The sequence below is a fragment of the Brevibacterium atlanticum genome (genome assembly GCF_011617245.1).
GTDB classification, from domain to species: Bacteria; Actinomycetota; Actinomycetes; order Actinomycetales; family Brevibacteriaceae; genus Brevibacterium; species Brevibacterium atlanticum.
This window is the reverse complement of record NZ_CP050152.1, coordinates 867,862-892,824: the sequence shown is the minus strand read 5'-3', so window position 1 is coordinate 892,824 and position 24,963 is coordinate 867,862. Positions and strand designations below refer to the sequence as shown.

10 protein-coding genes and 6 rRNA genes are annotated in these 24,963 nt (G+C 60.3%); 2 read left to right on the top strand and 14 right to left on the bottom strand.

Going from position 1 to position 24,963, the window contains the following annotated elements; translation table 11 throughout:
• Positions 1-378: 378 nt before the first annotated feature.
• The gene (locus GUY23_RS03775; protein ID WP_166969867.1) at positions 379-2,550 is read right to left on the bottom strand and encodes an ABC transporter ATP-binding protein; all 2,172 of its coding nucleotides are present in this window, start codon (positions 2,548-2,550) and stop codon (positions 379-381) included.
• 1 nt (position 2,551) lies between these two features.
• Positions 2,552-4,285, bottom strand: a complete 1,734-nt coding sequence (locus GUY23_RS03770) for an ABC transporter ATP-binding protein (RefSeq protein WP_166969865.1) — start codon at positions 4,283-4,285, stop codon at positions 2,552-2,554.
• A gap of 313 nt (positions 4,286-4,598) precedes the next feature.
• Between GUY23_RS03770 and GUY23_RS18745 the strand changes: the two genes are divergently transcribed.
• Positions 4,599-5,732 carry a DUF6882 domain-containing protein gene (locus tag GUY23_RS18745; protein ID WP_166969863.1) on the top strand — a complete coding sequence of 378 codons (1,134 nt, stop codon included), beginning with the start codon at positions 4,599-4,601 and terminating at the stop codon, positions 5,730-5,732.
• Positions 5,733-5,757: 25 nt separating this feature from the next.
• On the opposite strand, the gene GUY23_RS03760 is transcribed toward GUY23_RS18745, so the two are convergent.
• The 11 genes from GUY23_RS03760 to GUY23_RS03710 all read right to left on the bottom strand — a co-directional run bounded on the left by GUY23_RS03760 (position 5,758) and on the right by GUY23_RS03710 (position 22,794).
• On the bottom strand, positions 5,758-6,780 hold the full coding sequence (locus GUY23_RS03760; RefSeq protein WP_166969861.1) for a DoxX family protein: 1,023 nt from the start codon (positions 6,778-6,780) through the stop codon (positions 5,758-5,760).
• 254 nt (positions 6,781-7,034) lie between these two features.
• Positions 7,035-7,153: ribosomal RNA gene (gene rrf, locus GUY23_RS03755) — 5S ribosomal RNA — on the bottom strand.
• Between the two features lie 188 nt (positions 7,154-7,341).
• Positions 7,342-10,464: ribosomal RNA gene (locus GUY23_RS03750) — 23S ribosomal RNA — on the bottom strand.
• A 419-nt stretch (positions 10,465-10,883) separates the two neighbouring features.
• Positions 10,884-12,410: ribosomal RNA gene (locus tag GUY23_RS03745) — 16S ribosomal RNA — on the bottom strand.
• The 16S, 23S and 5S rRNA genes sit together here, the layout of an rRNA operon.
• 537 nt (positions 12,411-12,947) lie before the next feature.
• Entirely contained in the window at positions 12,948-14,189 is a 1,242-nt protein-coding gene (locus GUY23_RS03740) for a type II toxin-antitoxin system HipA family toxin (protein WP_166969859.1), read from the bottom strand.
• Positions 14,186-14,479 (bottom strand): helix-turn-helix domain-containing protein, encoded by a 294-nt coding sequence (locus GUY23_RS03735; protein WP_166969857.1) that lies wholly within the window; start codon positions 14,477-14,479, stop codon positions 14,186-14,188. Before GUY23_RS03735 ends, GUY23_RS03740 begins: the two co-directional genes overlap by 4 nt.
• A gap of 268 nt (positions 14,480-14,747) precedes the next feature.
• A 5S ribosomal RNA gene (gene rrf / locus GUY23_RS03730) occupies positions 14,748-14,866 on the bottom strand.
• A gap of 188 nt (positions 14,867-15,054) precedes the next feature.
• Positions 15,055-18,177 (bottom strand): 23S ribosomal RNA (locus GUY23_RS03725).
• A gap of 423 nt (positions 18,178-18,600) precedes the next feature.
• Positions 18,601-20,127: ribosomal RNA gene (locus GUY23_RS03720) — 16S ribosomal RNA — on the bottom strand.
• A gap of 538 nt (positions 20,128-20,665) precedes the next feature.
• A complete protein-coding gene (locus tag GUY23_RS03715) occupies positions 20,666-21,751 on the bottom strand; it encodes a tartrate dehydrogenase (RefSeq protein ID WP_166969855.1) in 1,086 nt (361 codons plus the stop codon).
• Positions 21,752-21,846: 95 nt separating this feature from the next.
• On the bottom strand, positions 21,847-22,794 hold the full coding sequence (locus GUY23_RS03710) for an alpha/beta fold hydrolase (protein WP_208085463.1): 948 nt from the start codon (positions 22,792-22,794) through the stop codon (positions 21,847-21,849).
• Between the two features lie 118 nt (positions 22,795-22,912).
• Between GUY23_RS03710 and GUY23_RS03705 the strand changes: the two genes are divergently transcribed.
• Positions 22,913-23,872: a LysR family transcriptional regulator gene (locus GUY23_RS03705; RefSeq protein ID WP_166969853.1), complete on the top strand. Its 960-nt coding sequence runs from the start codon at positions 22,913-22,915 to the stop codon at positions 23,870-23,872.
• 90 nt (positions 23,873-23,962) lie between these two features.
• Here GUY23_RS03705 and trhO read toward each other — a convergent pair whose 3' ends face one another.
• Positions 23,963-24,874, bottom strand: coding sequence for an oxygen-dependent tRNA uridine(34) hydroxylase TrhO (gene trhO, locus GUY23_RS03700; protein WP_166969851.1), 912 nt, complete (start codon positions 24,872-24,874; stop codon positions 23,963-23,965).
• Between the last annotated feature and the right edge of the window lie 89 nt (positions 24,875-24,963).

Below are 24,963 nucleotides of genomic sequence, written 5' to 3'. Positions count from 1 at the left end.
TGGCCGGTGTCCGTTTTCAGTTGTGGCAAGGACCCTACGCAGACGATCGGGGCGGCACGACTTTTGGTCATTTAGGTCATGACAGAAGTGATATCCGCGCATTGTCGAATGTATATCGCATCGCAACATTTCATGGCGGACGGGCTTCGTGGGCCTTTCAGGTGATTCGGATGATTGGCCTCTGACCAGCACAACCGTGTGTCCGAGCTGTCTCGTCGCGCGGCCCGGACTGTATGACAGATCCTTTGATTTCGGCATTCTCGGCTGAAAAAGTGTTATCCGCGATTTCTGCTTGAGGCGCGTTTTCGGGAGTGAATATGCCGCGGGTCCCCGAGCCTGTGCTCGGGGACCCGCGGTGGAGATGTCGGCCTGCGACGACTATGCCGGCCGCGTCGGATCGTCGTTCGATGATCCTCCCGAGGACCTGTCCGCCTGTCCTGCCGGCGTTCCATCGAATGCATCCGCTCCGTCAGAGCCTCCATCGGTCGGACCGTCCTCGCCGGTGTCACCATCGGTGGTTCCGGCGTCCTCGGTCACGGCGCCGGCCTCGGTCTCGGCCAGCACCTCGGCGGTGAACTGCTCCTCGGCGTCCTCTCCGCGAAACTGCGACATGTACAGCCGATGGTAGGCTCCCTCGGCGGCGAGCAGATCCTCATGGCTGCCGTGTTCGACGATGGCACCGTCCTCCATCACGAGGATGGTGTCGGCGTCGCGGATCGTCGACAGCCGGTGGGCGATGACGAAGGACGTCCGATCCGTGCGCAGGGCAGCCATCGCCTGCTGCACGAGCACCTCGGTGCGGGTGTCGACCGAGGATGTCGCCTCGTCGAGGATGAGCAGGGAGGGATCCGCGAGGAATGCCCTCGCGATGGTGATCAGCTGACGTTCGCCGGCCGAGACGCTGCCTCCGTCGGAGTCGATGACGGTGTCATAGCCGTCGGGCAGCTGCCTGACGAACCGGTCGACCATCGTCGCCTTCGCGGCGGCGGCGACCTCCTCATCGGTGGCGGCCAGCCTGCCGTAGCGGATGTTGTCGGCGATCGTGCCTTCGAACAGCCACGCATCCTGGAGCACCATGCCCACGTGAGAGCGCAGGTCGGCGCGGCTGAGGTCGCGGGTGTCGATGCCGTCGAGGAAGATCGCGCCGCCCGTGATCTCGTAGAAGCGCATGACGAGGTTGACCAGGGTGGTCTTGCCGGCGCCGGTCGGTCCGACGATCGCCACTGTGTGGCCGGGTTCGGCGGTGAAGGACACCTTCTCGATGAGTGGCGTCTCCGGGGTGTAGCGGAAGCTGACCTCGGAGAATTCGACCTTTCCTGGAGTGCGGGGCGGCAGCTCCCGCTGCACCTCGTCGGGGTCCTCCTCGTCGGCATCGAGCAGTTCGAAGGTCCGCTCGGCCGAGGCGACGCCGGACTGGAGCATGTTGGCGACTCCGGCCATCTCGGAGATCGGCTGGGAGAACTCACGTGAGTACTGGATGAACGCGGTGGCATCGCCGAGCGTCATCTGCCCCGTGGCGACCTTGAGGCCGCCGGCGACGGCGATGAGGACGTAGCTCAGGTATGACACGAACTGCATCGAGGGCATGATCATGCCGGAGACGAACTGCGCCCCCGCCGAGGCTTTATATAGCGATTCATTGCGGCGGTCGAACTCCTCGAGCATCACTTCGCCGCGGCCGAAGGCGCGGACGATGTCGAGGCCGGAGAAGGACTCTTCGACATGGCCGTTGACCTCTCCCGTGTGCTTCCACTGGGCCTTGAACAGCTTCTGCGACCGGGTGCCGATGACTCCGGCGATGATCGCCGACAGCGGCAGGGCGATGAGCGCCAGCAGCGCGAGCTGCCAGGACACGATGAACATCATCACGCCGATGCCGATGATCGTCAGCGCCGACTGCACCAACTGCGAGAACGCCTGCTGCAGAGCCTGCTGGATGTTGTCGACGTCGTTGGTCACCCGCGACATCACGTCGCCGCGCTGCCGAGTGTCGAAGTAGCGCAGCGGCAGGCGGTTGATCTTGCGTTCGATGTCCTCACGCAGTCGGTAGACCACGCGCATGACCAGGGCGTTGAGGATGTAGCCCTGCGCCCACATGAGCATCGAGGCCACGAGGTACATGAGGAGGACGATGATGATGATCTGCCCGAGCGCGGTGAAGTCGATGCCCTGTCCGGGCACCACGTCGGCGGTGGCGAGCATATCGGCGAAGTCGTCACGTCCCTGCGCGCGAGCACCGGCGATGATGTCGTCGATGTTCGCCCCGGCCGGCAGCTGGGCGCCGATGACTCCGGAGTACACGACGTCCATGGCTTTGCCGAGGACCTTCGGGGCGATGACGGTGAGGACCACGGAGCCGACGACGAGGGCGACGACGTTGAACAGTCCCAGCTTCTCGCGGGACATGAGTCCGAACAGCCGCTTCACCGACGGCCAGAAGTGCTTGGCCTTGCGCGGTGGCGTGCCGCCGGCGGCTTCGAGATCGTCTCCGCTGGGGATGTATTCGTCGTCGGCTGTCACGACGGCATCGGTCGAAGTGTCGTTCGCCATGTCAGTTCACCTCTTCCGTCGTCAGCTGGGACTCGATGATCTCCCGATACGTCGGGTTGGTCTCAGCGAGTTCCTCGTGAGTGCCGCGCCCGACGATCTTCCCGGCTTCGAGGACGATGATCTGATCGGCGCTGCGGATCGTCGAAACGCGCTGGGCCACGACGATGACGGTGGCGTCACCGGTGGAATCGTCGAGGGCTGCGCGCAGCCGTGAGTCGGTGGCGACGTCGAGGGCCGAGAACGAATCGTCGAAGACGTAGATCTGCGGTCTCACGGTCAGCGCCCTGGCGATGCACAGTCGCTGTCGCTGCCCGCCCGAGTAGTTCGTCCCTCCTTGAGCGACTCGCTCGTCGAGCTGGTGCTCTTTCTCCGCGACGAAGTCATCGGCCTGGGCGATGCGCAGAGCCTCCCACAGCTCCGCCTCGGTGGCCTCCTCATTGCCGAAGCGCAGATTGGAGGCGATCGTGCCGGAGAACAGATAGGGCTTCTGCGGGACCAGCCCGATCAGCTGCGAGAGCTGCCGACGGTTGAACTCGGTGACGGGGATGCCGTCGATGAGTACCTGACCGTCCTGCGGGTCGATGAGTCTGGGGATGAGGTTGACGATCGTCGATTTGCCGGCTCCGGTGGAACCGATGATCGCGGTCGTCGTCCCCGGACGGGCGGTGAAGTTCAGTCCTTCGAGGACGGGCACCTCGGCGCCGGGGTAGCCGAAGGTGACATTGCGGAACTCGAGTTCACCACCACGCGGAAGCGCGTCGACCCCGGTGGGAATGGTCATGGTCGAACGGGCGTCGAGGATCTCTGCGATGCGCTCGGCGCACACGACGGCGCGCGGAATCATCATCATCATGAACACGCCCATCATCACGGCCACGAGGATCTGCAGAAGGTACTGCAGGAACGCCGTCAGGGAGCCGACCTCCATCTGTCCGGCGTCGACACGGTGACCGCCGAACCACAGCACGGCCGCGGTCGCGAGGTGGAGGATCATCATGATCGCGGGGAACATGAGGACGAAGAGGTTGCCGACCTTGACCGAGGTCTCGGTCAGGGCACGGTTGGCGTCGGCGTAGCGGTCGGTTTCGAAGGGCTCGCGGACGAAGGCGCGGATGACGCGGATGCCGGTGATCTGTTCGCGGAGGACGCCGTTGATGTCGTCGACCTGGGACTGCATGCGCCGGAAGAGCGGCATGAGGAGGTAGACGAGGATGGCGACGACGACGAAGAGGACAGGCACGGAGACCCACACGAGCCAGGACAGGCCGACGTCTTCGCGCAGGGCCATGATGATCCCGCCGATGCACATGATCGGCGTCGAGACCATGAAGTTCAGAGTCATGAGCACGAGCATCTGCACTTGCTGCACGTCGTTGGTGTTGCGCGTGATGAGGGTGGCGGAGCCGAACTGTCCGACCTCGAGCATCGACAGGTCGTCGACCTGGCGGTAGACGGCTCGGCGGAGGTCGCGCCCGACTCCCATGCCGGTCTTGGCACCGAAGTAGATCGCGGTGATGGCGGTGATGACCTGGACGAAGCAGACGAGCAGCATCCGCATTCCCGTCGACCAGATGAAGTCGGTATCGCCCTCGGCGACGCCTTCGTCGATGATTCGGGCGTTGAGGCTCGGCAGGTAGAGGGCCGCGATCGTCGAGGCCAGCTGCAGGATGACGACGAGGACGATGAACGGCCAGTAGGCTTTGGCGTATTTCAGGGACAGGCGGAGTAGGGCCACGATGTGAGTCCTGTGTGATGAGTGACTGATGATGGAGTCGTGAGAGGCGCAAAGCGCAACAGGCAACTCTACATGTGTTCTCCTTGCTTTGAAAGACCTCCGATCGTTCCACTCCACCACACGGCACTGACACAGCCCTTTTCACGGCCCGGTCACGGCACTCACACGGTCCGGCCTCGCCCGCCTCACCGTCGCCCCCGGCCGACGGCCGACGCGCCCCGTCCGGCCCCGCCTCGCCCGTCATACGATCGACGTGCCCCGTCTCACCGCGTGCCTCCTCGATTCTCGCGCGCACCCGCCTAGGCTTGAGACCATGAGCACAACTCTGCAGGACCTGGTCAACCGCGCCGTCTTCTACTCCACGGAGGTGCAGACGCACTTCGGTGGGCTCATCGCCGACGCCGAATGGGAAGTCGACTTCACCGCGGACCCGCACCTGACGTTCACCGCGGACGGTGACGTCGTCCTGCGCGGTCGCCCGCACCTGCTCGGTTCGGAGTCGAGCCGGGACACGACCTGGCTGTGGGGCTGGGAGAATGTCAACGACTTCCCCGATGCCGTGGTCGGCCTCTCCCACGACGTCCGTAAGTTCGGTGCCGCCGAGGAGGTCCCTGAGCTCACGACCGCCGAGCTCGACCTCGACGAGGAGTTGGCGCTGCGCCTGACCCTGGCGGCGAAGGAGGCCACCGACAAGTGGGCCCACTATCCGGCCGTGGCAGGCGCCGGCACGACGGTATGGCTTCTCGTCGACGCTCCCGAAATCGCCCTGCCGCACCCCCAGGTCAAGGTTTCGGTGCGTGCCCTCATGCAGGGCCTGACACAGACGACGGTGAGCGATCACCGTGCGGCCATCGAGTCCTATGTGGCCAAGCGCGGAATCCCGGTGCGGGAGCTTCCCGACGGCGGGTTGCGGATGCTCTTCGCCGACGGATCGGCGGACCTGTCCTTCGACGATGAGCGCCGCATCTCCAATTGCGATATGAACACGCCTCTTGAGGGCGAGGCAGCCGAACAGTTCGCCGCAGCATCGTCAGGTATCCCCGCCGAGGCTGCCCCGCAGGAGACACCGGACCGTGCCGGTTCGGCGGCTGCCGCACCGGCACCGGCAGAGCCGGCTGTGGCTCCCGCAGAGACCGCTCCAGCCGCGAGCTCAACCCCCGACGAGGCGTCACGCCCAGCGGCCGCGGCCGCATCCGGGAGTGCTCCTGCGGCGTCCACGAATGCTCCTGCCGCGTCCGAGACCGATTCGGCAGCAGAGCCGACGACCGACGCCACCGAGTCGACGAGGTCTGCCGTAGGCGATTCCGACGCGCAGGAAGTAGCGGCGGCCGAAGCCCAGCCCCCCTCGCACGATGCCGAGCAGTCAGGCACACCCGCCGAGGAGAAGCCTGCGCAGGAGGACAAGCCGAAGAAGAAGGGGCTGTTCTCGAAGCTCTTCGGTCGCTGAGGCTGATCCTGCGACGCGTCGATCGTCAGCGATTGACCGGGGTGTCCGGTCCCCACCGGAAGCCCCGGTCGAACAGGAACCGGCGCTCGGCATCGCTGGTGATCGTCAGCTCGGCCTCTCCGGTGTGCAACGAGAACGAACCCTCGCCGGTGCGGTCAGCGGTGAAGTCCATCGTTCCGGAATAGTCGCGCATCAGACCCTGAGCGCCCTTTCTTATCGGGAACAGCTTGATTGCGATTGCGTCACCGTTCACGGTGTAGGTGCCGTCCTGGTAGTCGCCGTTGTCGTAGCGGATGCTCATCCGTTTCATGCCCTCCCCTATCTGGCCGAAAGCGATCTGAGTGATGTCGTCTGTCGTGTGGTCGGTTCCCTTGATCGGGGTCTCCTGTCCCCCGGATTCGACGCTGTACACTCCCGAGATCTGTTCCGGGGTCCCAGCACGGCCCCAGTTGAGGCCGATGCCGGACACGAGTCCGCTGCCGACAATGATGATGACGGCGAGGATCGGAGATGCCCACCGAGTGATTCCAGCGAAGATGCGGTTGTGTGAGACGACCCCGCTGACAGCAGGACCCGTCGCCCGACCGAGGACGAACCGTACGACACGGGGGAGGTTGGGAACGAGCAGAATGAGGCCGGCCAGCGCCATCGCGCCCGAGAGTTGTTTCACCGGGACGTCGAAGGTGAGGTTGAGAAGGAACACGATACTCATGTCCATGGCAGCGATGAGTGCGCCGAGCCAGGCTGTGCGGCGGAACAGCAGAAGAATCACTGCGATGAGCTCTGCCGCGCCGGCCAGCCCCTGTACGGTCGGAGAGAAGGCCATGAACCGCCACAGCAGGCCCATTGGGCTCATTTCTCCGTACTGGACGAGGGCATCGGCGTAATCGGCGTATCCCATCTGGGTGTGGAATATCTTCGTCCACGCGTAGGGCAAGAGCGAGATGGCGAGCATCATCCGGAGAAACCAGTGGAGGGCCCACACGACTCCGACCCAGCGACGTCGCACCGGCCGCGTCGTGGAACCGGAGGTGGAAGCTGAGTCCATATCGTCAACTGTTGGCCCCGACTCGGAGAAATGTTCGTCCGCGGTGTGCGTCGGATCAGATGTAGTCATGGATCCAACACTATCGACAAGAGGTCTTGCCTGTAGTGCAGTTTTCCCAACAGTCGCAGTCGAGAAGCCCCGACGCGAGCGGCCGGGCGGTCGGATTGCCCGACCGTTCAGACGAGGCCCCGCATGAATACGAAAAAGGGGGTTCTGCCCGACATGACGTCGGACAGAACCCCTCCCAAAGAATATTGCGGCAGTCACCTACTCTCCCACAACCACCAAGTTGCAGTACCATCAGCGCGAATGGGCTTAGCTACCGGGATCGGAACGGTTAACCGGGCGTTTCCCCACCACTATCACCACCGCAAAACCACACAGACCACCACCACAACCCCACAAAAAAGAGGCCTCAGGCGGTAATGGTCCAAGAACCGCACAGCGAACGCGAACACCCATCGACACAACACACGCACACCCACAAGAGCGAACGCGGATTCTCAAGCAACCAGCTCAGAGCAACAAAACTCGCACACACACCAACCACAATTTTGTTGGTTGAGTGAGTGATCGGTGTATTAGTACCAGTCAACTCCACACATTACTGCGCTTCCATACCCGGCCTATCAACCCCATCATCTATAGGACACCTCCCCTGCCTCAAAGGACAGTTGGAAATCTCATCTCGGAGCAGGCTTCCCGCTTAGATGCTTTCAGCGGTTATCCATCCCGAACGTAGCCAACCAGCCATGCTCCTGGCGGAACAACTGGCACACCAGAGGTTCGTCCGTCCCGGTCCTCTCGTACTAAGGACAGACCTCCACAAATTTCCTACGCACGCAGCGGATAGGGACCGAACTGTCTCACGACGTTCTAAACCCAGCTCGCGTACCGCTTTAATGGGCGAACAGCCCAACCCTTGGGACCGACTCCAGCCCCAGGATGCGACGAGCCGACATCGAGGTGCCAAACCATGCCGTCGATATGGACTCTTGGGCAAGATCAGCCTGTTATCCCCGAGGTACCTTTTATCCGTTGAGCGACCACGCTTCCACAAGCCATGGCCGGGTCACTAGTCCCAGCTTTCGCTCCTGCTCGACACGTCCGTCTCACAGTCAAGCTCCCTTGTGCACTTACACTCGACACCTGATTGCCAACCAGGCTGAGGGAACCTTTGGGCGCCTCCGTTACTCTTTAGGAGGCAACCGCCCCAGTTAAACTACCCATCAGGCACTGTCCCTGAACCCGATCAGGGTCCGAAGTTCAGGAATCCACTATGGTCAGAGTGGTATTTCACCGATCGACTCCACCCACACTAGCGTGCAAGTATCCTTGTCTCCCACCTATCCTACACAAACCACACCGAATCCCAATACCAAACTATAGTGAAGGTCTCGGGGTCTTTCCGTCCTGCTGCGCGTAACGAGCATCTTTACTCGTAATGCAATTTCGCCGAGTTCGTGGTTGAGACAGCAGAGAAGTCGTTACGCCATTCGTGCAGGTCGGAACTTACCCGACAAGGAATTTCGCTACCTTAGGATGGTTATAGTTACCACCGCCGTTTACTGGGGCTTAAATTCTCCGCTTCACCCACAAAAGGGTTAACAGGTCCTCTTAACCTTCCAGCACCGGGCAGGCGTCAGTCCGTATACATCGACTTACATCTTCGCACGGACCTGTGTTTTTAATAAACAGTCGCTTCTCTCTGGCCTCTGCGACCACCACCAGCACATCCCACCGCAAAGGGTGGTTCACCGGGATGGTCCCCCTTCTCCCGAAGTTACGGGGGCATTTTGCCGAGTTCCTTAACCACGATTCTCTCGATCACCTTAGTATTCTCTACTCGACCACCTGTGTCGGTTATAGGGTACGGGCAACACACACCCTCACGTCGATGCTTTTCTCGGCAGCAGAGGATCACCAGATCACCCCACCAAATGTGGGGCGCCCATCAGCTCTCACACCATGTGTGGGGACGGATTTGCCTACCCCCACGTGCTACCACCTTAGACCGTGACTACCATCGCACGGCCTGGCTACCTTTCTGCGTCACACCTCACGCTTACCGACTCCACACTCAGGTCCCCCCAGCATCCCCAACAACAGATCCGAAGACCCATAGGAGGAGTTTGGGGGTTAGTTTCGTGTGTTTTGGTACTGTCGGTTGTGTGTCGGTACCAGAATATCAACTGGTTGTCCATCGACTACGCCTGTCGGCCTCGCCTTAGGTCCCGACTTACCCAGGGCGGATTAGCCTAGCCCTGGAACCCTTGGTCATCCGGTGGACGGGTTTCTCACCCGTCTTTCGCTACTCATGCCTGCATTCTCACTCGAGACGCCTCCACCACTAGTTCACACTGCAGCTTCACCGGCGACTCGACGCTCCCCTACCCAACACCACACCATTACGGTTATACGTGGTGCTGCCACAACTTCGGCGGTGTACTTAGCCCCGCTACATTATCGGCGCTCAATCACTTGACCAGTGAGCTATTACGCACTCTTTCAAGGATGGCTGCTTCTAAGCCAACCTCCTGGTTGTCTTCGCAACTGAACATCCTTTCCCACTGAGCACACGCTTAGGGGCCTTAGTTGATGGTCTGGGCTGTTTCCCTCTCGACAATGAAGCTTATCCCCCACTGTCTCACTGCCACGCTGAACCTTGACTGGCATTCGGAGTTTAGTTGACGTCAGTAACCCGGTGGGGCCCATCAGCCATCCAGTAGCTCTACCTCCAGCAAGAACCACGCAACGCTGCACCTAAATGCATTTCGGGGAGAACCAGCTATCACAGAGTTTGATTGGCCTTTCACCCCTAACCACAGGTCATCCCCTCCATTTTCAACTGAAGTGGGTGCGGGCCTCCACGCGCTCTTACACACGCTTCACCCTGCCCATGGCTAGATCACTCCGCTTCGGGTCTAGGACACGCGACTGTAACGCCCTATTCGGACTCGCTTTCGCTACGGCTACCCCACACGGGTTAACCTCGCCACGCACCGCTAACTCGCAGGCTCATTCTTCAAAAGGCACGCCATCACAGCCATCAAGATGCTGCTCTGACGGATTGTAAGCACATGGTTTCAGGTACTCTTTCACTCCCCTCCCGGGGTACTTTTCACCATTCCCTCACGGTACTCATCCGCTATCGGTCATCAGGAAGTATTTAGCCTTACCAGGTGGTCCTGGCAGATTCACACGAAATTCCACGAGTTCCGTGCTACTCGGGTATCTACACACCATGCGGCAGCAGTGTTTCGTCTACGGGACTCTCACCCACTCCGGTCCTGTTTCCCACCAGGTTCGACTACACCACACACTCACACAGCCCGGCCATGCTGAACCAGAACATGCACACCCCACAACACCCACGCAGCAACACCAGCACGCTCTCACACTACGAAGGTTTAGGCTCATCCAGTTTCGCTCGCCACTACTCCCGGAATCATTATTATTTTCTCTTCCTGCGGGTACTGAGATGTTTCACTTCCCCGCGTTCCCCCCACATGCCCTATATATTCAGACACGGGTCACCACCCTCACAGATGGCGGGGTTTCCCCATTCGGACACCCTCGGATCAACGCCCGTTTATCGGCTCCCCGAGGCTTATCGCAGATTTCCACGTCCTTCATCGGCTCCTGATGCCAAGGCATCCACCATGCGCTCTTACACACTCACCCCACCCCATCAAAAGATGGTCGGCATGCGTGTGCGCGAAAAAATATTTCATCACTCTACGATGATCACAAGAAAATCACATTACATCACACCACACACACTGTGTGCGGTATGGATGCTCGCGTCCACTATACGATTCTCAAACCACTACCAAACACCACCCACAAACAACCACCATTGTGGCTGCCTGCGTAGGGTCGGTCCTGTTGGTTGAAACCACACCCAACACCGAAGTGTCGGGGTTTGTGATTCCAGGACCCAATAACGTGCCCGTTCTAGCCCACCAGTTCCCCACCGTCACACAAGGCACATACCTTGACGACGCTGAGCCGATGAGCGGGAGTTGTGATGTTCCACCCTTGAGCTCCCAACCATGACCACGCACGGGCCACGCGTTGGGGTTCTGATGTGCGCTCCTTAGAAAGGAGGTGATCCAGCCGCACCTTCCGGTACGGCTACCTTGTTACGACTTAGTCCCAATCACCAGTCCCACCTTAGACGGCCCCCTCCCACAAGGGGTTGGGCCACCGGCTTCGGGTGTTACCGACTTTCGTGACTTGAAGGGCGGTGTGTACAAGGCCCGGGAACGTATTCACCGCAGCGTTGCTGATCTGCGATTACTAGCGACTCCGACTTCACGTAGTCGAATTGCAGACTACGATCCGAACTGAGACTGGCTTTAAGGGATTCGCTCACCCTCACGGGTTCGCCTCTCTCTGTACCAGCCATTGTAGCATGCGTGAAGCCCAAGACATAAAGGGCATGATGATTTGACGTCATCCCCACCTTCCTCCGAGTTGACCCCGGCAGTCTCCTATGAGTTCCCACCATCACGTGCTGGCAACATAGAACGAGGGTTGCGCTCGTTGCGGGACTTAACCCAACATCTCACGACACGAGCTGACGACAACCATGCACCACCTGTACACCAGCTCCAAAGAGAAGAACTGTTTCCAGAACGGTCCAGTGTATGTCAAGCCTTGGTAAGGTTCTTCGCGTTGCATCGAATTAATCCGCATGCTCCGCCGCTTGTGCGGGCCCCCGTCAATTCCTTTGAGTTTTAGCCTTGCGACCGTACTCCCCAGGCGGGGCACTTAATGCGTTAGCTACGGCGCGGAGAACGTGGAATGCCCCCCACACCTAGTGCCCAACGTTTACGGCATGGACTACCAGGGTATCTAATCCTGTTCGCTCCCCATGCTTTCGCTCCTCAGTGTCAGTTACAGCCCAGAGTCCCGCCTTCGCCACCGGTGTTCCTCCTGATATCTGCGCATTTCACCGCTACACCAGGAATTCCAGACTCCCCTACTGCACTCTAGTCAGCCCGTACCCACTGCACGCGCAACGTTAAGCGTTGCGTTTCCACAGCAGACGTGACCAACCACCTACGAGCTCTTTACGCCCAATAATTCCGGACAACGCTCGTACCCTACGTATTACCGCGGCTGCTGGCACGTAGTTAGCCGGTACTTCTTCTGCAGGTACCGTCACTTCCGCTTCTTCCCTGCTGAAAGCGGTTTACAACCCGAAGGCCGTCATCCCGCACGCTGCGTCGCTGCATCAGGGTTTCCCCCATTGTGCAATATTCCCCACTGCTGCCTCCCGTAGGAGTCTGGGCCGTGTCTCAGTCCCAGTGTGGCCGGTCGCCCTCTCAGGCCGGCTACCCGTCGTCGCCTTGGTAGGCCATTACCCCACCAACAAGCTGATAGGCCGCGAGCCCATCCCCAATCGAAAAACTTTCCACCAACCCTCATGCGAGGGAAGGTCGTATCCGGTATTAGACCCAGTTTCCCAGGCTTATCCCGAAATCAGGGGCAGGTTACTCACGTGTTACTCACCCGTTCGCCACTCATCCACCCAAAGCAAGCTTCGGGCTTCAGCGTTCGACTTGCATGTGTTAAGCACGCAGCCAGCGTTCGTCCTGAGCCAGGATCAAACTCTCCATAAAAAATCATGGTACGAATGAATCCCAGCAAGACAGCCAACCCCTCACGGGGTGAGAAGGTTGACCAAAAAACAACCAAACACCCGAAACGCCCACCCCGCATACCTGGGTGGTTCGGCGAAGAACCACCCACACGAAGGATGAACACAGATGCTTGGCCGTGTGATTGTCTCACCAGAAAATAAATGTTCTGGCATCACAACTTGTTCAAACAAACACGCTATTGGATTCTCAAACCACAAACACACACCCATCACCACACACAAGCGTGTTCACTGGGGGTATCAGTTTCTGTTGGCCACCCCATCCGTCCCAACCACCCGACAAACCGTGTTTGTCCTGGTCAGGCCCGGTGGAAACTCTGTTCTTGGAACCTCGTTTCCGGCGGGGCAACGAGATATAACTCTAGACCAGGCAATGACACCCACGCAAATCCAAACCCCACCCACACCACGTGACACCCACCACATGCCACCCACACCCCAGACACAGCCCCGACCGCTGACAGGCATGGACCGCGCCATTTCGCGGAACGGCCGCCTAGAGGGCAGCCCGCAAGACGGCTCGGAGCCGCGAGAGCTGCGTGTTCATCGCATCCCCGACGAAGGTGAGTTCTCGAGATGGGACCGCCAGTGCGTTTGCACGGTCCTCCCAGCGACTGACCGCCTCGGTGACCTCGGAGAGGATCGTACGCGCCTCCGAAATCGTGAGGTGGCACAGTGGGGCGAACTCGAGCAGAGCTTCTGCTTCGTGTTCCGCCTCGGTCACGCCGTTGATCGCAGTCTGCCGCTCAACCGCGAGGTCGGGTTCAGGATTGATGTCGAAGGCCGGGCTGAGTTCCCAGCCGGCGTCGCTGCGAAGGAAGCCGTGGTTCCGAAGGTGGTCGTCCGTGTTGTGCAGCGCAGAGGACAGCGCCATCCGTCGGAACAGCTCCCTGCAGTCACGCCGCCATCGACTGCTCGTGTCTTCGATCGCTTCGACGATGTCGACGTAGTCAGCGTGCTCGCCGTCGCGGCGCTCGGAAGCTGTCATCGCGCTCATGTAACCGATTCGCCGCGCACTCTGCCGATCGAACCGGTCAAGGAGCAGCACCGGACGTGCGTCGATCCGCACCAACTGTGCGTGTGGCACCGCAACCCCCGACGACTGTGCGATTTCCAACGCCAGCCGCTCCCAGAGGATGACGCTCCAGTCATCGCTCGGCCTGGTGAACTTTGCAATCATCAGAGCCCCGGAGTCTCCTGCAACCGAGGCCTTCGGCCGGGCACCGCCGAGAGAGCCGGTGCCTGCATCGAGCAGCCGTTTGATGGCAGCTCCTGATCCGTCAGTGGCCTCATCGGCGGCATGTTGGAGTTCCGGCAGCGAGACGGTCCTCGGCACGGAGGCTCCGGTCCTCAGATATTCCGTGGTCGAGGTTCTCCTGAATCGAAGCGCTCCCTGGCGGGTGGTGTCACTGACCCCGAGCAGATAGTCCACCTCAGTCAGCCGGCGATCGCGGGCATCACCTTGTGCGACCCGACGCCGATGCTGCTTCGCGACGAGGTTGCGCCCCCACCGGTCTGGAGCAGAGTCGCTGAATGCCCCAGGCAGTCCTGGCACAGAGATCGGGGCGACGGAGAGTGAGAGCTCAGGTGAAATGGGGTAAGCCTGGCGGGATCCGAGGAACTCGTCGGCGTACTTGAATGTCGTGGAGATCTGGCTGCGAGTGACGTGAAAGTACGCCTCGCCCACGAGAGCGGTCCGCCCGTCCAGGTCGATCTCGACATGAACCTGCTCACTCATCGTCGAACCCTCGATGGCAGTTTCTCTGCGGAGCGCAGGCGTCCGATATCGGTACTCAATGGGTCGAAGGCCTCAACGATGTGGTCAAGCTGCCCGAGCGCCTGCATCACGGAAAGGACGGCACCGACAGAGACTCCCGGTTCTCCGCGTTCGATTTTCTGGAGGGTCGAACGGGAGATGCCTGCTCGCTCGGCAACCTCCTCAGCTTTGAGGGACTGCATGAGTCGCCATTGACGCACAGAGGTCCCGATCTCGCCGAGGCGGCGTCCAACAGTGCGGGTCACATGCATCGTTTATCCTAACGGCGCTTATCATAACCAACATGAGAGTTACTGATCAGGATACGACTCATAACAAGCAGTAGCAATAGGATGCCGGCTGCGATGCCGGTTCGGCCTGCCGCTCGACGTTGAAGACACACCTCATGAACACCACCCACACGCCCGTGAATACACAAAAGCGGGCCCCGCCCGACACACAGTCAGACACGACCCACCACCAAAAAAGAAAAGGGGTTCTGCCCGACATGACGTCGGACAGAACCCCTCCCAAAGAATATTGCGGCAGTCACCTACTCTCCCACAACCACCAAGTTGCAGTACCATCAGCGCGAATGGGCTTAGCTACCGGGATCGGAACGGTTAACCGGGCGTTTCCCCACCACTATCACCACCGCAAAACCACACAGACCACCACCACAACCCCACAAAAAAGAGGCCTCAGGCGGTAATGGTCCAAGAACCGCACAGCGAACGCGAACACCCATCGACACAACACACGCACACCCACAAGAGCGAACGCGGATTCTCAAGCAACCAGCTCAGAGCAACAAAACTCGCACACACACCAACCACAATTTTGTTGGTTGAGTGAGTGATCGGTGTATTAGTACCAGTCAACTCCACACATTACTGCGCTTCCATACCCGGCCTATCAACCCCATCATCTATAGGACACCTCCCCTGCCTCAAAGGACAGTTGGAAATCTCATCTCGGAGCAGGCTTCCCGCTTAGATGCTTTCAGCGGTTATCCATCCCGAACGTAGCCAACCAGCCATGCTCCTGGCGGAACAACTGGCACACCAGAGGTTCGTCCGTCCCGGTCCTCTCGTACTAAGGACAGACCTCCACAAATTTCCTACGCACGCAGCGGATAGGGACCGAACTGTCTCACGACGTTCTAAACCCAGCTCGCGTACCGCTTTAATGGGCGAACAGCCCAACCCTTGGGACCGACTCCAGCCCCAGGATGCGACGAGCCGACATCGAGGTGCCAAACCATGCCGTCGATATGGACTCTTGGGCAAGATCAGCCTGTTATCCCCGAGGTACCTTTTATCCGTTGAGCGACCACGCTTCCACAAGCCATGGCCGGGTCACTAGTCCCAGCTTTCGCTCCTGCTCGACACGTCCGTCTCACAGTCAAGCTCCCTTGTGCACTTACACTCGACACCTGATTGCCAACCAGGCTGAGGGAACCTTTGGGCGCCTCCGTTACTCTTTAGGAGGCAACCGCCCCAGTTAAACTACCCATCAGGCACTGTCCCTGAACCCGATCAGGGTCCGAAGTTCAGGAATCCACTATGGTCAGAGTGGTATTTCACCGATCGACTCCACCCACACTAGCGTGCAAGTATCCTTGTCTCCCACCTATCCTACACAAACCACACCGAATCCCAATACCAAACTATAGTGAAGGTCTCGGGGTCTTTCCGTCCTGCTGCGCGTAACGAGCATCTTTACTCGTAATGCAATTTCGCCGAGTTCGTGGTTGAGACAGCAGAGAAGTCGTTACGCCATTCGTGCAGGTCGGAACTTACCCGACAAGGAATTTCGCTACCTTAGGATGGTTATAGTTACCACCGCCGTTTACTGGGGCTTAAATTCTCCGCTTCACCCACAAAAGGGTTAACAGGTCCTCTTAACCTTCCAGCACCGGGCAGGCGTCAGTCCGTATACATCGACTTACATCTTCGCACGGACCTGTGTTTTTAATAAACAGTCGCTTCTCTCTGGCCTCTGCGACCACCACCAGCACATCCCACCGCAAAGGGTGGTTCACCGGGATGGTCCCCCTTCTCCCGAAGTTACGGGGGCATTTTGCCGAGTTCCTTAACCACGATTCTCTCGATCACCTTAGTATTCTCTACTCGACCACCTGTGTCGGTTATAGGGTACGGGCAACACACACCCTCACGTCGATGCTTTTCTCGGCAGCAGAGGATCACCAGATCACCCCACCAAATGTGGGGCGCCCATCAGCTCTCACACCATGTGTGGGGACGGATTTGCCTACCCCCACGTGCTACCACCTTAGACCGTGACTACCATCGCACGGCCTGGCTACCTTTCTGCGTCACACCTCACGCTTACCGACTCCACACTCAGGTCCCCCCAGCATCCCCAACAACAGATCCGAAGACCCATAGGAGGAGTTTGGGGGTTAGTTTCGTGTGTTTTGGTACTGTCGGTTGTGTGTCGGTACCAGAATATCAACTGGTTGTCCATCGACTACGCCTGTCGGCCTCGCCTTAGGTCCCGACTTACCCAGGGCGGATTAGCCTAGCCCTGGAACCCTTGGTCATCCGGTGGACGGGTTTCTCACCCGTCTTTCGCTACTCATGCCTGCATTCTCACTCGAGACGCCTCCACCACTAGTTCACACTGCAGCTTCACCGGCGACTCGACGCTCCCCTACCCAACACCACACCATTACGGTTATACGTGGTGCTGCCACAACTTCGGCGGTGTACTTAGCCCCGCTACATTATCGGCGCTCAATCACTTGACCAGTGAGCTATTACGCACTCTTTCAAGGATGGCTGCTTCTAAGCCAACCTCCTGGTTGTCTTCGCAACTGAACATCCTTTCCCACTGAGCACACGCTTAGGGGCCTTAGTTGATGGTCTGGGCTGTTTCCCTCTCGACAATGAAGCTTATCCCCCACTGTCTCACTGCCACGCTGAACCTTGACTGGCATTCGGAGTTTAGTTGACGTCAGTAACCCGGTGGGGCCCATCAGCCATCCAGTAGCTCTACCTCCAGCAAGAACCACGCAACGCTGCACCTAAATGCATTTCGGGGAGAACCAGCTATCACAGAGTTTGATTGGCCTTTCACCCCTAACCACAGGTCATCCCCTCCATTTTCAACTGAAGTGGGTGCGGGCCTCCACGCGCTCTTACACACGCTTCACCCTGCCCATGGCTAGATCACTCCGCTTCGGGTCTAGGACACGCGACTGTAACGCCCTATTCGGACTCGCTTTCGCTACGGCTACCCCACACGGGTTAACCTCGCCACGCACCGCTAACTCGCAGGCTCATTCTTCAAAAGGCACGCCATCACAGCCATCAAGATGCTGCTCTGACGGATTGTAAGCACATGGTTTCAGGTACTCTTTCACTCCCCTCCCGGGGTACTTTTCACCATTCCCTCACGGTACTCATCCGCTATCGGTCATCAGGAAGTATTTAGCCTTACCAGGTGGTCCTGGCAGATTCACACGAAATTCCACGAGTTCCGTGCTACTCGGGTATCTACACACCATGCGGCAGCAGTGTTTCGTCTACGGGACTCTCACCCACTCCGGTCCTGTTTCCCACCAGGTTCGACTACACCACACACTCACACAGCCCGGCCATGCTGAACCAGAACATGCACACCCCACAACACCCACGCAGCAACACCAGCACGCTCTCACACTACGAAGGTTTAGGCTCATCCAGTTTCGCTCGCCACTACTCCCGGAATCATTATTATTTTCTCTTCCTGCGGGTACTGAGATGTTTCACTTCCCCGCGTTCCCCCCACATGCCCTATATATTCAGACACGGGTCACCACCCTCACAGATGGCGGGGTTTCCCCATTCGGACACCCTCGGATCAACGCCCGTTTATCGGCTCCCCGAGGCTTATCGCAGATTTCCACGTCCTTCATCGGCTCCTGATGCCAAGGCATCCACCATGCGCTCTTACACACTCACCCCACCCCATCAAAAGATGGTTGGCATGCGTGTGCGCGAAAAAATATTTCATCACTCTACGATGATCACAAGAAAATCACATTACATCACACCACACACACTGTGTGCGGTATGGATGCTCGCGTCCACTATACGATTCTCAAACCACTACCAAACACCACCCACAAACACAACCACCATTGTGGCTGCCTGCAGTATGGGTCGGTCCTGTTGGTTGAAACCACACCCAACACCGAAGTGTCGGGGTTTGTGATTCCAGGACCCAATAACGTGCCCGTTCTAGCCCACCAGTTCCCCACCGTCACACAAGGCACATACCTTGACGACGCTGAGCCGATGAGCGGGAGTTGTGATGTTCCACCCTTGAGCTCCCAACCATGACCACGCACGGGCCACGCGTTGGGGTTCTGATGTGCGCTCCTTAGAAAGGAGGTGATCCAGCCGCACCTTCCGGTACGGCTACCTTGTTACGACTTAGTCCCAATCACCAGTCCCACCTTAGACGGCCCCCTCCCACAAGGGGTTGGGCCACCGGCTTCGGGTGTTACCGACTTTCGTGACTTGACGGGCGGTGTGTACAAGGCCCGGGAACGTATTCACCGCAGCGTTGCTGATCTGCGATTACTAGCGACTCCGACTTCACGTAGTCGAATTGCAGACTACGATCCGAACTGAGACTGGCTTTAAGGGATTCGCTCACCCTCACGGGTTCGCCTCTCTCTGTACCAGCCATTGTAGCATGCGTGAAGCCCAAGACATAAAGGGCATGATGATTTGACGTCATCCCCACCTTCCTCCGAGTTGACCCCGGCAGTCTCCTATGAGTTCCCACCATCACGTGCTGGCAACATAGAACGAGGGTTGCGCTCGTTGCGGGACTTAACCCAACATCTCACGACACGAGCTGACGACAACCATGCACCACCTGTACACCAGCTCCAAAGAGAAGAACTGTTTCCAGAACGGTCCAGTGTATGTCAAGCCTTGGTAAGGTTCTTCGCGTTGCATCGAATTAATCCGCATGCTCCGCCGCTTGTGCGGGCCCCCGTCAATTCCTTTGAGTTTTAGCCTTGCGACCGTACTCCCCAGGCGGGGCACTTAATGCGTTAGCTACGGCGCGGAGAACGTGGAATGCCCCCCACACCTAGTGCCCAACGTTTACGGCATGGACTACCAGGGTATCTAATCCTGTTCGCTCCCCATGCTTTCGCTCCTCAGTGTCAGTTACAGCCCAGAGTCCCGCCTTCGCCACCGGTGTTCCTCCTGATATCTGCGCATTTCACCGCTACACCAGGAATTCCAGACTCCCCTACTGCACTCTAGTCAGCCCGTACCCACTGCACGCGCAACGTTAAGCGTTGCGTTTCCACAGCAGACGTGACCAACCACCTACGAGCTCTTTACGCCCAATAATTCCGGACAACGCTCGTACCCTACGTATTACCGCGGCTGCTGGCACGTAGTTAGCCGGTACTTCTTCTGCAGGTACCGTCACTTCCGCTTCTTCCCTGCTGAAAGCGGTTTACAACCCGAAGGCCGTCATCCCGCACGCTGCGTCGCTGCATCAGGGTTTCCCCCATTGTGCAATATTCCCCACTGCTGCCTCCCGTAGGAGTCTGGGCCGTGTCTCAGTCCCAGTGTGGCCGGTCGCCCTCTCAGGCCGGCTACCCGTCGTCGCCTTGGTAGGCCATTACCCCACCAACAAGCTGATAGGCCGCGAGCCCATCCCCAATCGAAAAACTTTCCACCAACCCTCATGCGAGGGAAGGTCGTATCCGGTATTAGACCCAGTTTCCCAGGCTTATCCCGAAATCAGGGGCAGGTTACTCACGTGTTACTCACCCGTTCGCCACTCATCCACCCAAAGCAAGCTTCGGGCTTCAGCGTTCGACTTGCATGTGTTAAGCACGCAGCCAGCGTTCGTCCTGAGCCAGGATCAAACTCTCCATAAAAAATCATGGTACGAATGAATCCCAGCAAGACAGCCAACCCCTCACGGGGTGAGAAGGTTGACCAAAAAACAACCAAACACCACAACTGCTCACCCCACTATGTTGTGGGAGGTTCGGCGAAGAACCACCCACACAGGGCGAACACAGATGCTTGGCCGTGTGATTGTCTCACCAGAAAATAAATGTTCTGGCATCACAACTTGTTCAAACAAACACGCTATTGGATTCTCAAACCACAAACACACACCCATCACCACACACAAGCGTGTTCACTGGGGGTATCAGTTTCTGTTGGCCACCCCATCCGTCCCAACCACCCGACAAACCGTGTTTGTCCTGGTCAGGCCCGGTGGAAACTCTGTTCTTGGAACCTCGTTTCCGGCGGGGCAACGAGATATAACTCTAGACCAGGCAATGACACCCACGCAAATCCAAACCCCACCCACACCACGTGACACCCACCACATGCCACCCACAGTCCGAACGCCGCCTCCCGGCAACGCCGCACGGAGGCGAGGTCGCACCCCTACCGGACGGCTCAGATCAGGGTCCGGACCGCCTCGGCGACGGCCTTCCCCAGGGCTTCCGTGGTGCCGCGTCCGCCGAGGTCCGGGGTGACCACATCGGGGTTGCCTTCGGCGAGCACATGCTCGAAGGCCTGCTGCACGCCGGCGGCCGCCCGGGTCTCCCCGAGATGCTCGAGCATCAGGGCTCCGCTCCACACCTGGCCGAGTGGGTTCGCAATTCCACGGCCGGCGATGTCGGGGGCTGATCCGTGGACGGGTTCGAACAGGCTGGGAAAGGTCTTCTCCGGGTTGATGTTCGCGCTCGGGGCGATGCCGATCGTTCCGGTGCAGGCTGGCCCGAGGTCGGAGAGGATGTCGCCGAAGAGGTTGCTCGCCACAACGACGTCGAACCAGTCCGGGTGGAGCACGAAGTTCGCGCACAGGATGTCGATGTGGAACTTGTCGACCTCGACCTCGGGGTAGTTCGCAGCGGCGGTCTCGACCCTCTGGTCCCAGTACGGCATCGTGATCGAGATGCCGTTGCTCTTCGTCGCCGAGGTGAGGTGCTTCTTATCGCGGCTCTCGGCGAGGCGGAAGGCGAAGTCGACGATGCGGTCGACGCCGGTCTTCGTCATGACCGTTTCTTGGACGACTGTTTCGCGGTCGGTGCCTTCGAAGATCATGCCGCCGATGCTCGAGTATTCGCCCTCGGTGTTCTCGCGGACCACGTAGAAGTCGACTTCGCCTGCACTCCGTCCGGCCAGCGGTCCGGTCATGCCGTCGAGGAGTTTGACCGGGCGAAGATTGACGTACTGGTCGAATTGGCGGCGGAACTGGAGGAGGCTGCCCCAGAGGGAGACATGGTCGGGGACGATGTCGGGCCAGCCGACGGCTCCGAAGAAGATCGCGTCGAAGTCCTTGAGCTGGTCGAACCAGTCCTCGGGCATCATCGTGCCGTGCTCGGCGTAGTACTCGGCGTTGGCGAAGTCGAACTCGACGGTGTTCAGCGACAGGTCGTAGACCTCGGCGGCGGCCTCGAGGACGCGCAGGCCCTCGGGCACGACCTCTCGGCCGATTCCGTCTCCGGCGATGACAGCGATGTTGTGGGTAGTCGTCATGGGATTCCTCTTTCGTCAGCGTGTTGCGTCGGTGGTGCGAGTGGGCGGGGCGGTGAGAGTTCGGGAGAGCGGCACGCCCAGCAGGGCATGTCGGATCAGGCGGCGGAGCCGAGGAAGGAGCGGATCTCGGCGACCACCTCGGCGGTGGCCTCTTCGGGCAGGTAGTGGCCGCAGTCGACGACGTGTCCGCTCACGGAGCGCGCCACTTCGCCCCACAGCGACAGCGGATCGAAGAGGCGTTCGATGACGCCGTGACGAGCCCAGAGAACGCGGAGTTCGGGCTCGATCAGTCGTCCCGCGGCGATGTCGGCGCGGTCGTGGTCAAGGTCGATGCCCGCCGAAGCGCGGTAGTCCTCGCAGATGCCGCGTGCTCGGTCGGCACCGCGCAGTCCCTCGGCATACGAGTCGAGCACCTCCCGCGGGAACGGGGCCAGACCGGCATGCCTGGCACCCATCAGCCCTTCGATGTAGGCCTTCGCGTCGGCGCCGATGAGCATCTCGGGCATCGGGGCCGGCTGGATGAGGAAGAACCAGTGCCAGTAGGCCTCGGCGAAGGCGCGCGTGGTGTTCTCGTACATCCGCAGCGTCGGAGCGACGTCGAGCAGGAGGACACGGCGTACCCGATCCGGGTGATCGGCGGCCATCCGCGCCGCGACCCGGGCTCCGCGGTCGTGGCCGCAGACGACGAACGACGAATGGCCGAGTCGCTCCATGAGCGCGACGGCATCAGCGGCCATGATCCGATTGCTGTAGGCGGAGTGATCGTCGCCGGATTCCGGCCGACTCGAGCGTCCGTACCCCCGCAGATCGGGCATGACCAGCGTGAGCTCCTCGATCAGCTGTGGGGCGACCCGGTGCCACATGAGATGGTTCTCCGGGTGTCCATGGAGGAGAAGCAGCGCGGGCTTCTCCCCCGCCGTGGTGGTGGCCGTGGTGGCGGTCGCCGCTCCGTCCGTGGCGTCGGCATCCGCAGACATCGCCCCCGCGATCCTTACTCCGTTGACCTCGAGATCGAAATCGACGAATCCCTCGTCCAGCATCATCCACTCCTTGCCTGGCGGCGGCTCGTTCGTCCGCCCCGCACCTCACGCTATCGGGAAACAAACGCGGCGAATAGACTGAATCAGACCCGACAGTCTTTCGTCACACGAAAGAAGAAACATGGACCTCTCGACCATCGACGACCTCGAGTTCTTCGACCACCTTGCCCGCGCCCGCAGCCTCACCGAGGCGGCCCGGACCTGGGGCCGGTCGGTGTCCGCAGTGAGCAAACGCCTCTCCCACCTGGAGACCCGCCTCGGCGTGCAGCTGATTCGACGGAGCACCCGTCGGATGTCACTGACGGAGGAAGGTCGCCGGTATGCCGAGGGAGCTCAGGGCCTGCTCGAACGTCGGCACGATCTCGAAGAGAGCATCACTGCACGCCGCGGAACGCTCAAGGGGCGGATCACCCTACAGTGCACGCGCGGACTCGGCCGGACCCACATCGCTCCGCTTCTCGGCGCGTTCACCGAGGAGCATCCCGAGGTCGAGGTCGACCTTCAGCTCACATCGCTGCCGCTCGATCTCGCGCGCACCGACTTCGACATCGCCATTCGGGTCGGCGAGCTGCGGGACTCCCGACTCCAGGTCAGGCGGCTGGCGCGCAATCGTCGGGTCGTCTGCGCCGCACCGTCCTACCTCGCGGACCATGCCACACCCCAGTCGACTGCGGATCTCGACGAGCACAACTGCATCGTCCTGCGGGAGAACCAGCACGACTACGCGCTGTGGCGCTTCGGTGCCGACGGCCGTGAGATCGTGCGGGTCGACGGCTCACTGAGCGCCGATGACGGGGAGGTCGTCACCGACTGGTGCGCCCGCGGGTTGGGACTCATCATGCGCTCGACCTGGCATGTCGCCCCGATGCTCGCTGCGGGCACCCTGGTCAGAGTGCTCCCGGACCTGGAGACCCCGCCGGCGGACATCTTTGCGCTCGTGCCGGAGTCGGCGCTGACTCCGCGGCGGGTGAGCGCACTCATCGACCACCTCGGGGAGGGTCTGAGCCGACGCCTTGAGCACGGCGGGGCCAGGGCAAGATCAGACGAGATTTCTGAGCTGATCCCACCACCAGCTTGGTGAACCTGCACTGGCTTGGCGCATGGACCGAGCTGCTGCAGGTTCACCAAGCTGGCGGCAACTCTCGCGACCGCCGAGCCGCGCGGGACCGCGTCAGCCGGCGGCCGCCTCGGCGGGGATCCCCTGCTCGACGCAGTCGACGCAATAGGACTGCAGCCGCTGCTCCGTGCACTCGGCGCAGCGCAGATACTGCTTGCGGCAGGCGAGATTCGCACAGTTGACGAACTCCGGGGTGGTCGTCCCGCAGCTCACGCAGTGGCCGATCGATTCGACGTCGTCGCCGAATTCGAGGTGCATCCGCTTGTCGAAGACGTAGAGCGAGCCGTCCCAGTAGCCGGAGCTGCCGAAGGTCTCACCGTAGCGGACGATGCCGCCGTCGAGCTGGTAGACCTCTTCGAAGCCTCGGTTCTTCATGAGCACGGACAGCACTTCGCACCGGATTCCGCCGGTGCAGTAGGTGACGACCGGTTTGTCCTTGAGGTCGTCGTACTTGCCGGATTCGATCTCGGCGATGAAGTCGCGGGTGGTGTCGGTGTCGGGGACGATGGCGTCGCGGAACTTCCCGATCTGCGCTTCCATCGCGTTGCGGCCGTCGAAGAAGACGACGTCGCCGCCGCGTTCGTCCATGAGTTTGTGCAGGGCCCCGGGCTTGAGGTGCTGACCGCCGCCTTGGACGCCGTCCTCGGTCACGGCGATCTCGTCGGGGCTGCCGAAGGTGACGAGCTCGTCGCGGACCTTCACGCTCAGCCGCGGGAAGTCATCGCCCTGCCCGTTCGACCATTTGATGTCGGCCTTTTTGAACGGAGCATAGGACTTCGTCGCCCGTACGTATTGTTTGACGTCGAAGATATCCCCGCCGACGGTGGCGTTGATGCCGTCCTTGGACACGATGATGCGCCCTTTGAGTCCGAGGCTCTCGGTCAGGGCGTGCTGCCACAGTTTGACCGCTTCGGGGTCGGGCAGCGGGGTGAAGACGTAGAACAGGACGATCTTGGGAGTTGCCATGACTCCCATTCTAAGTGGGGCACATCCTCCCCCTTCCCAGCGGGGAACCGCCTCCCACCCTCGCCGAGGCGGCCCGTCGTGGACGCGCT

What these genes read in the sequence shown, in the direction of transcription:
- GUY23_RS03740 (WP_166969859.1), bottom strand. Translation starts at nt 14,189, where the DNA reads ATGAGTGAGCAGGTTCATGTCGAGATCGACCTGGACGGGCGGACCGCT.
- GUY23_RS03710 (WP_208085463.1), bottom strand. Translation starts at nt 22,794, where the DNA reads ATGATGCTGGACGAGGGATTCGTCGATTTCGATCTCGAGGTCAACGGA.
- GUY23_RS03735 (WP_166969857.1), bottom strand. Translation starts at nt 14,479, where the DNA reads ATGCATGTGACCCGCACTGTTGGACGCCGCCTCGGCGAGATCGGGACC.
- GUY23_RS18745 (WP_166969863.1), top strand. Translation starts at nt 4,599, where the DNA reads ATGAGCACAACTCTGCAGGACCTGGTCAACCGCGCCGTCTTCTACTCC.
- GUY23_RS03760 (WP_166969861.1), bottom strand. Translation starts at nt 6,780, where the DNA reads ATGGACTCAGCTTCCACCTCCGGTTCCACGACGCGGCCGGTGCGACGT.
- GUY23_RS03705 (WP_166969853.1), top strand. Translation starts at nt 22,913, where the DNA reads ATGGACCTCTCGACCATCGACGACCTCGAGTTCTTCGACCACCTTGCC.
- GUY23_RS03775 (WP_166969867.1), bottom strand. Translation starts at nt 2,550, where the DNA reads ATGGCGAACGACACTTCGACCGATGCCGTCGTGACAGCCGACGACGAA.
- trhO (WP_166969851.1), bottom strand. Translation starts at nt 24,874, where the DNA reads ATGGCAACTCCCAAGATCGTCCTGTTCTACGTCTTCACCCCGCTGCCC.
- GUY23_RS03715 (WP_166969855.1), bottom strand. Translation starts at nt 21,751, where the DNA reads ATGACGACTACCCACAACATCGCTGTCATCGCCGGAGACGGAATCGGC.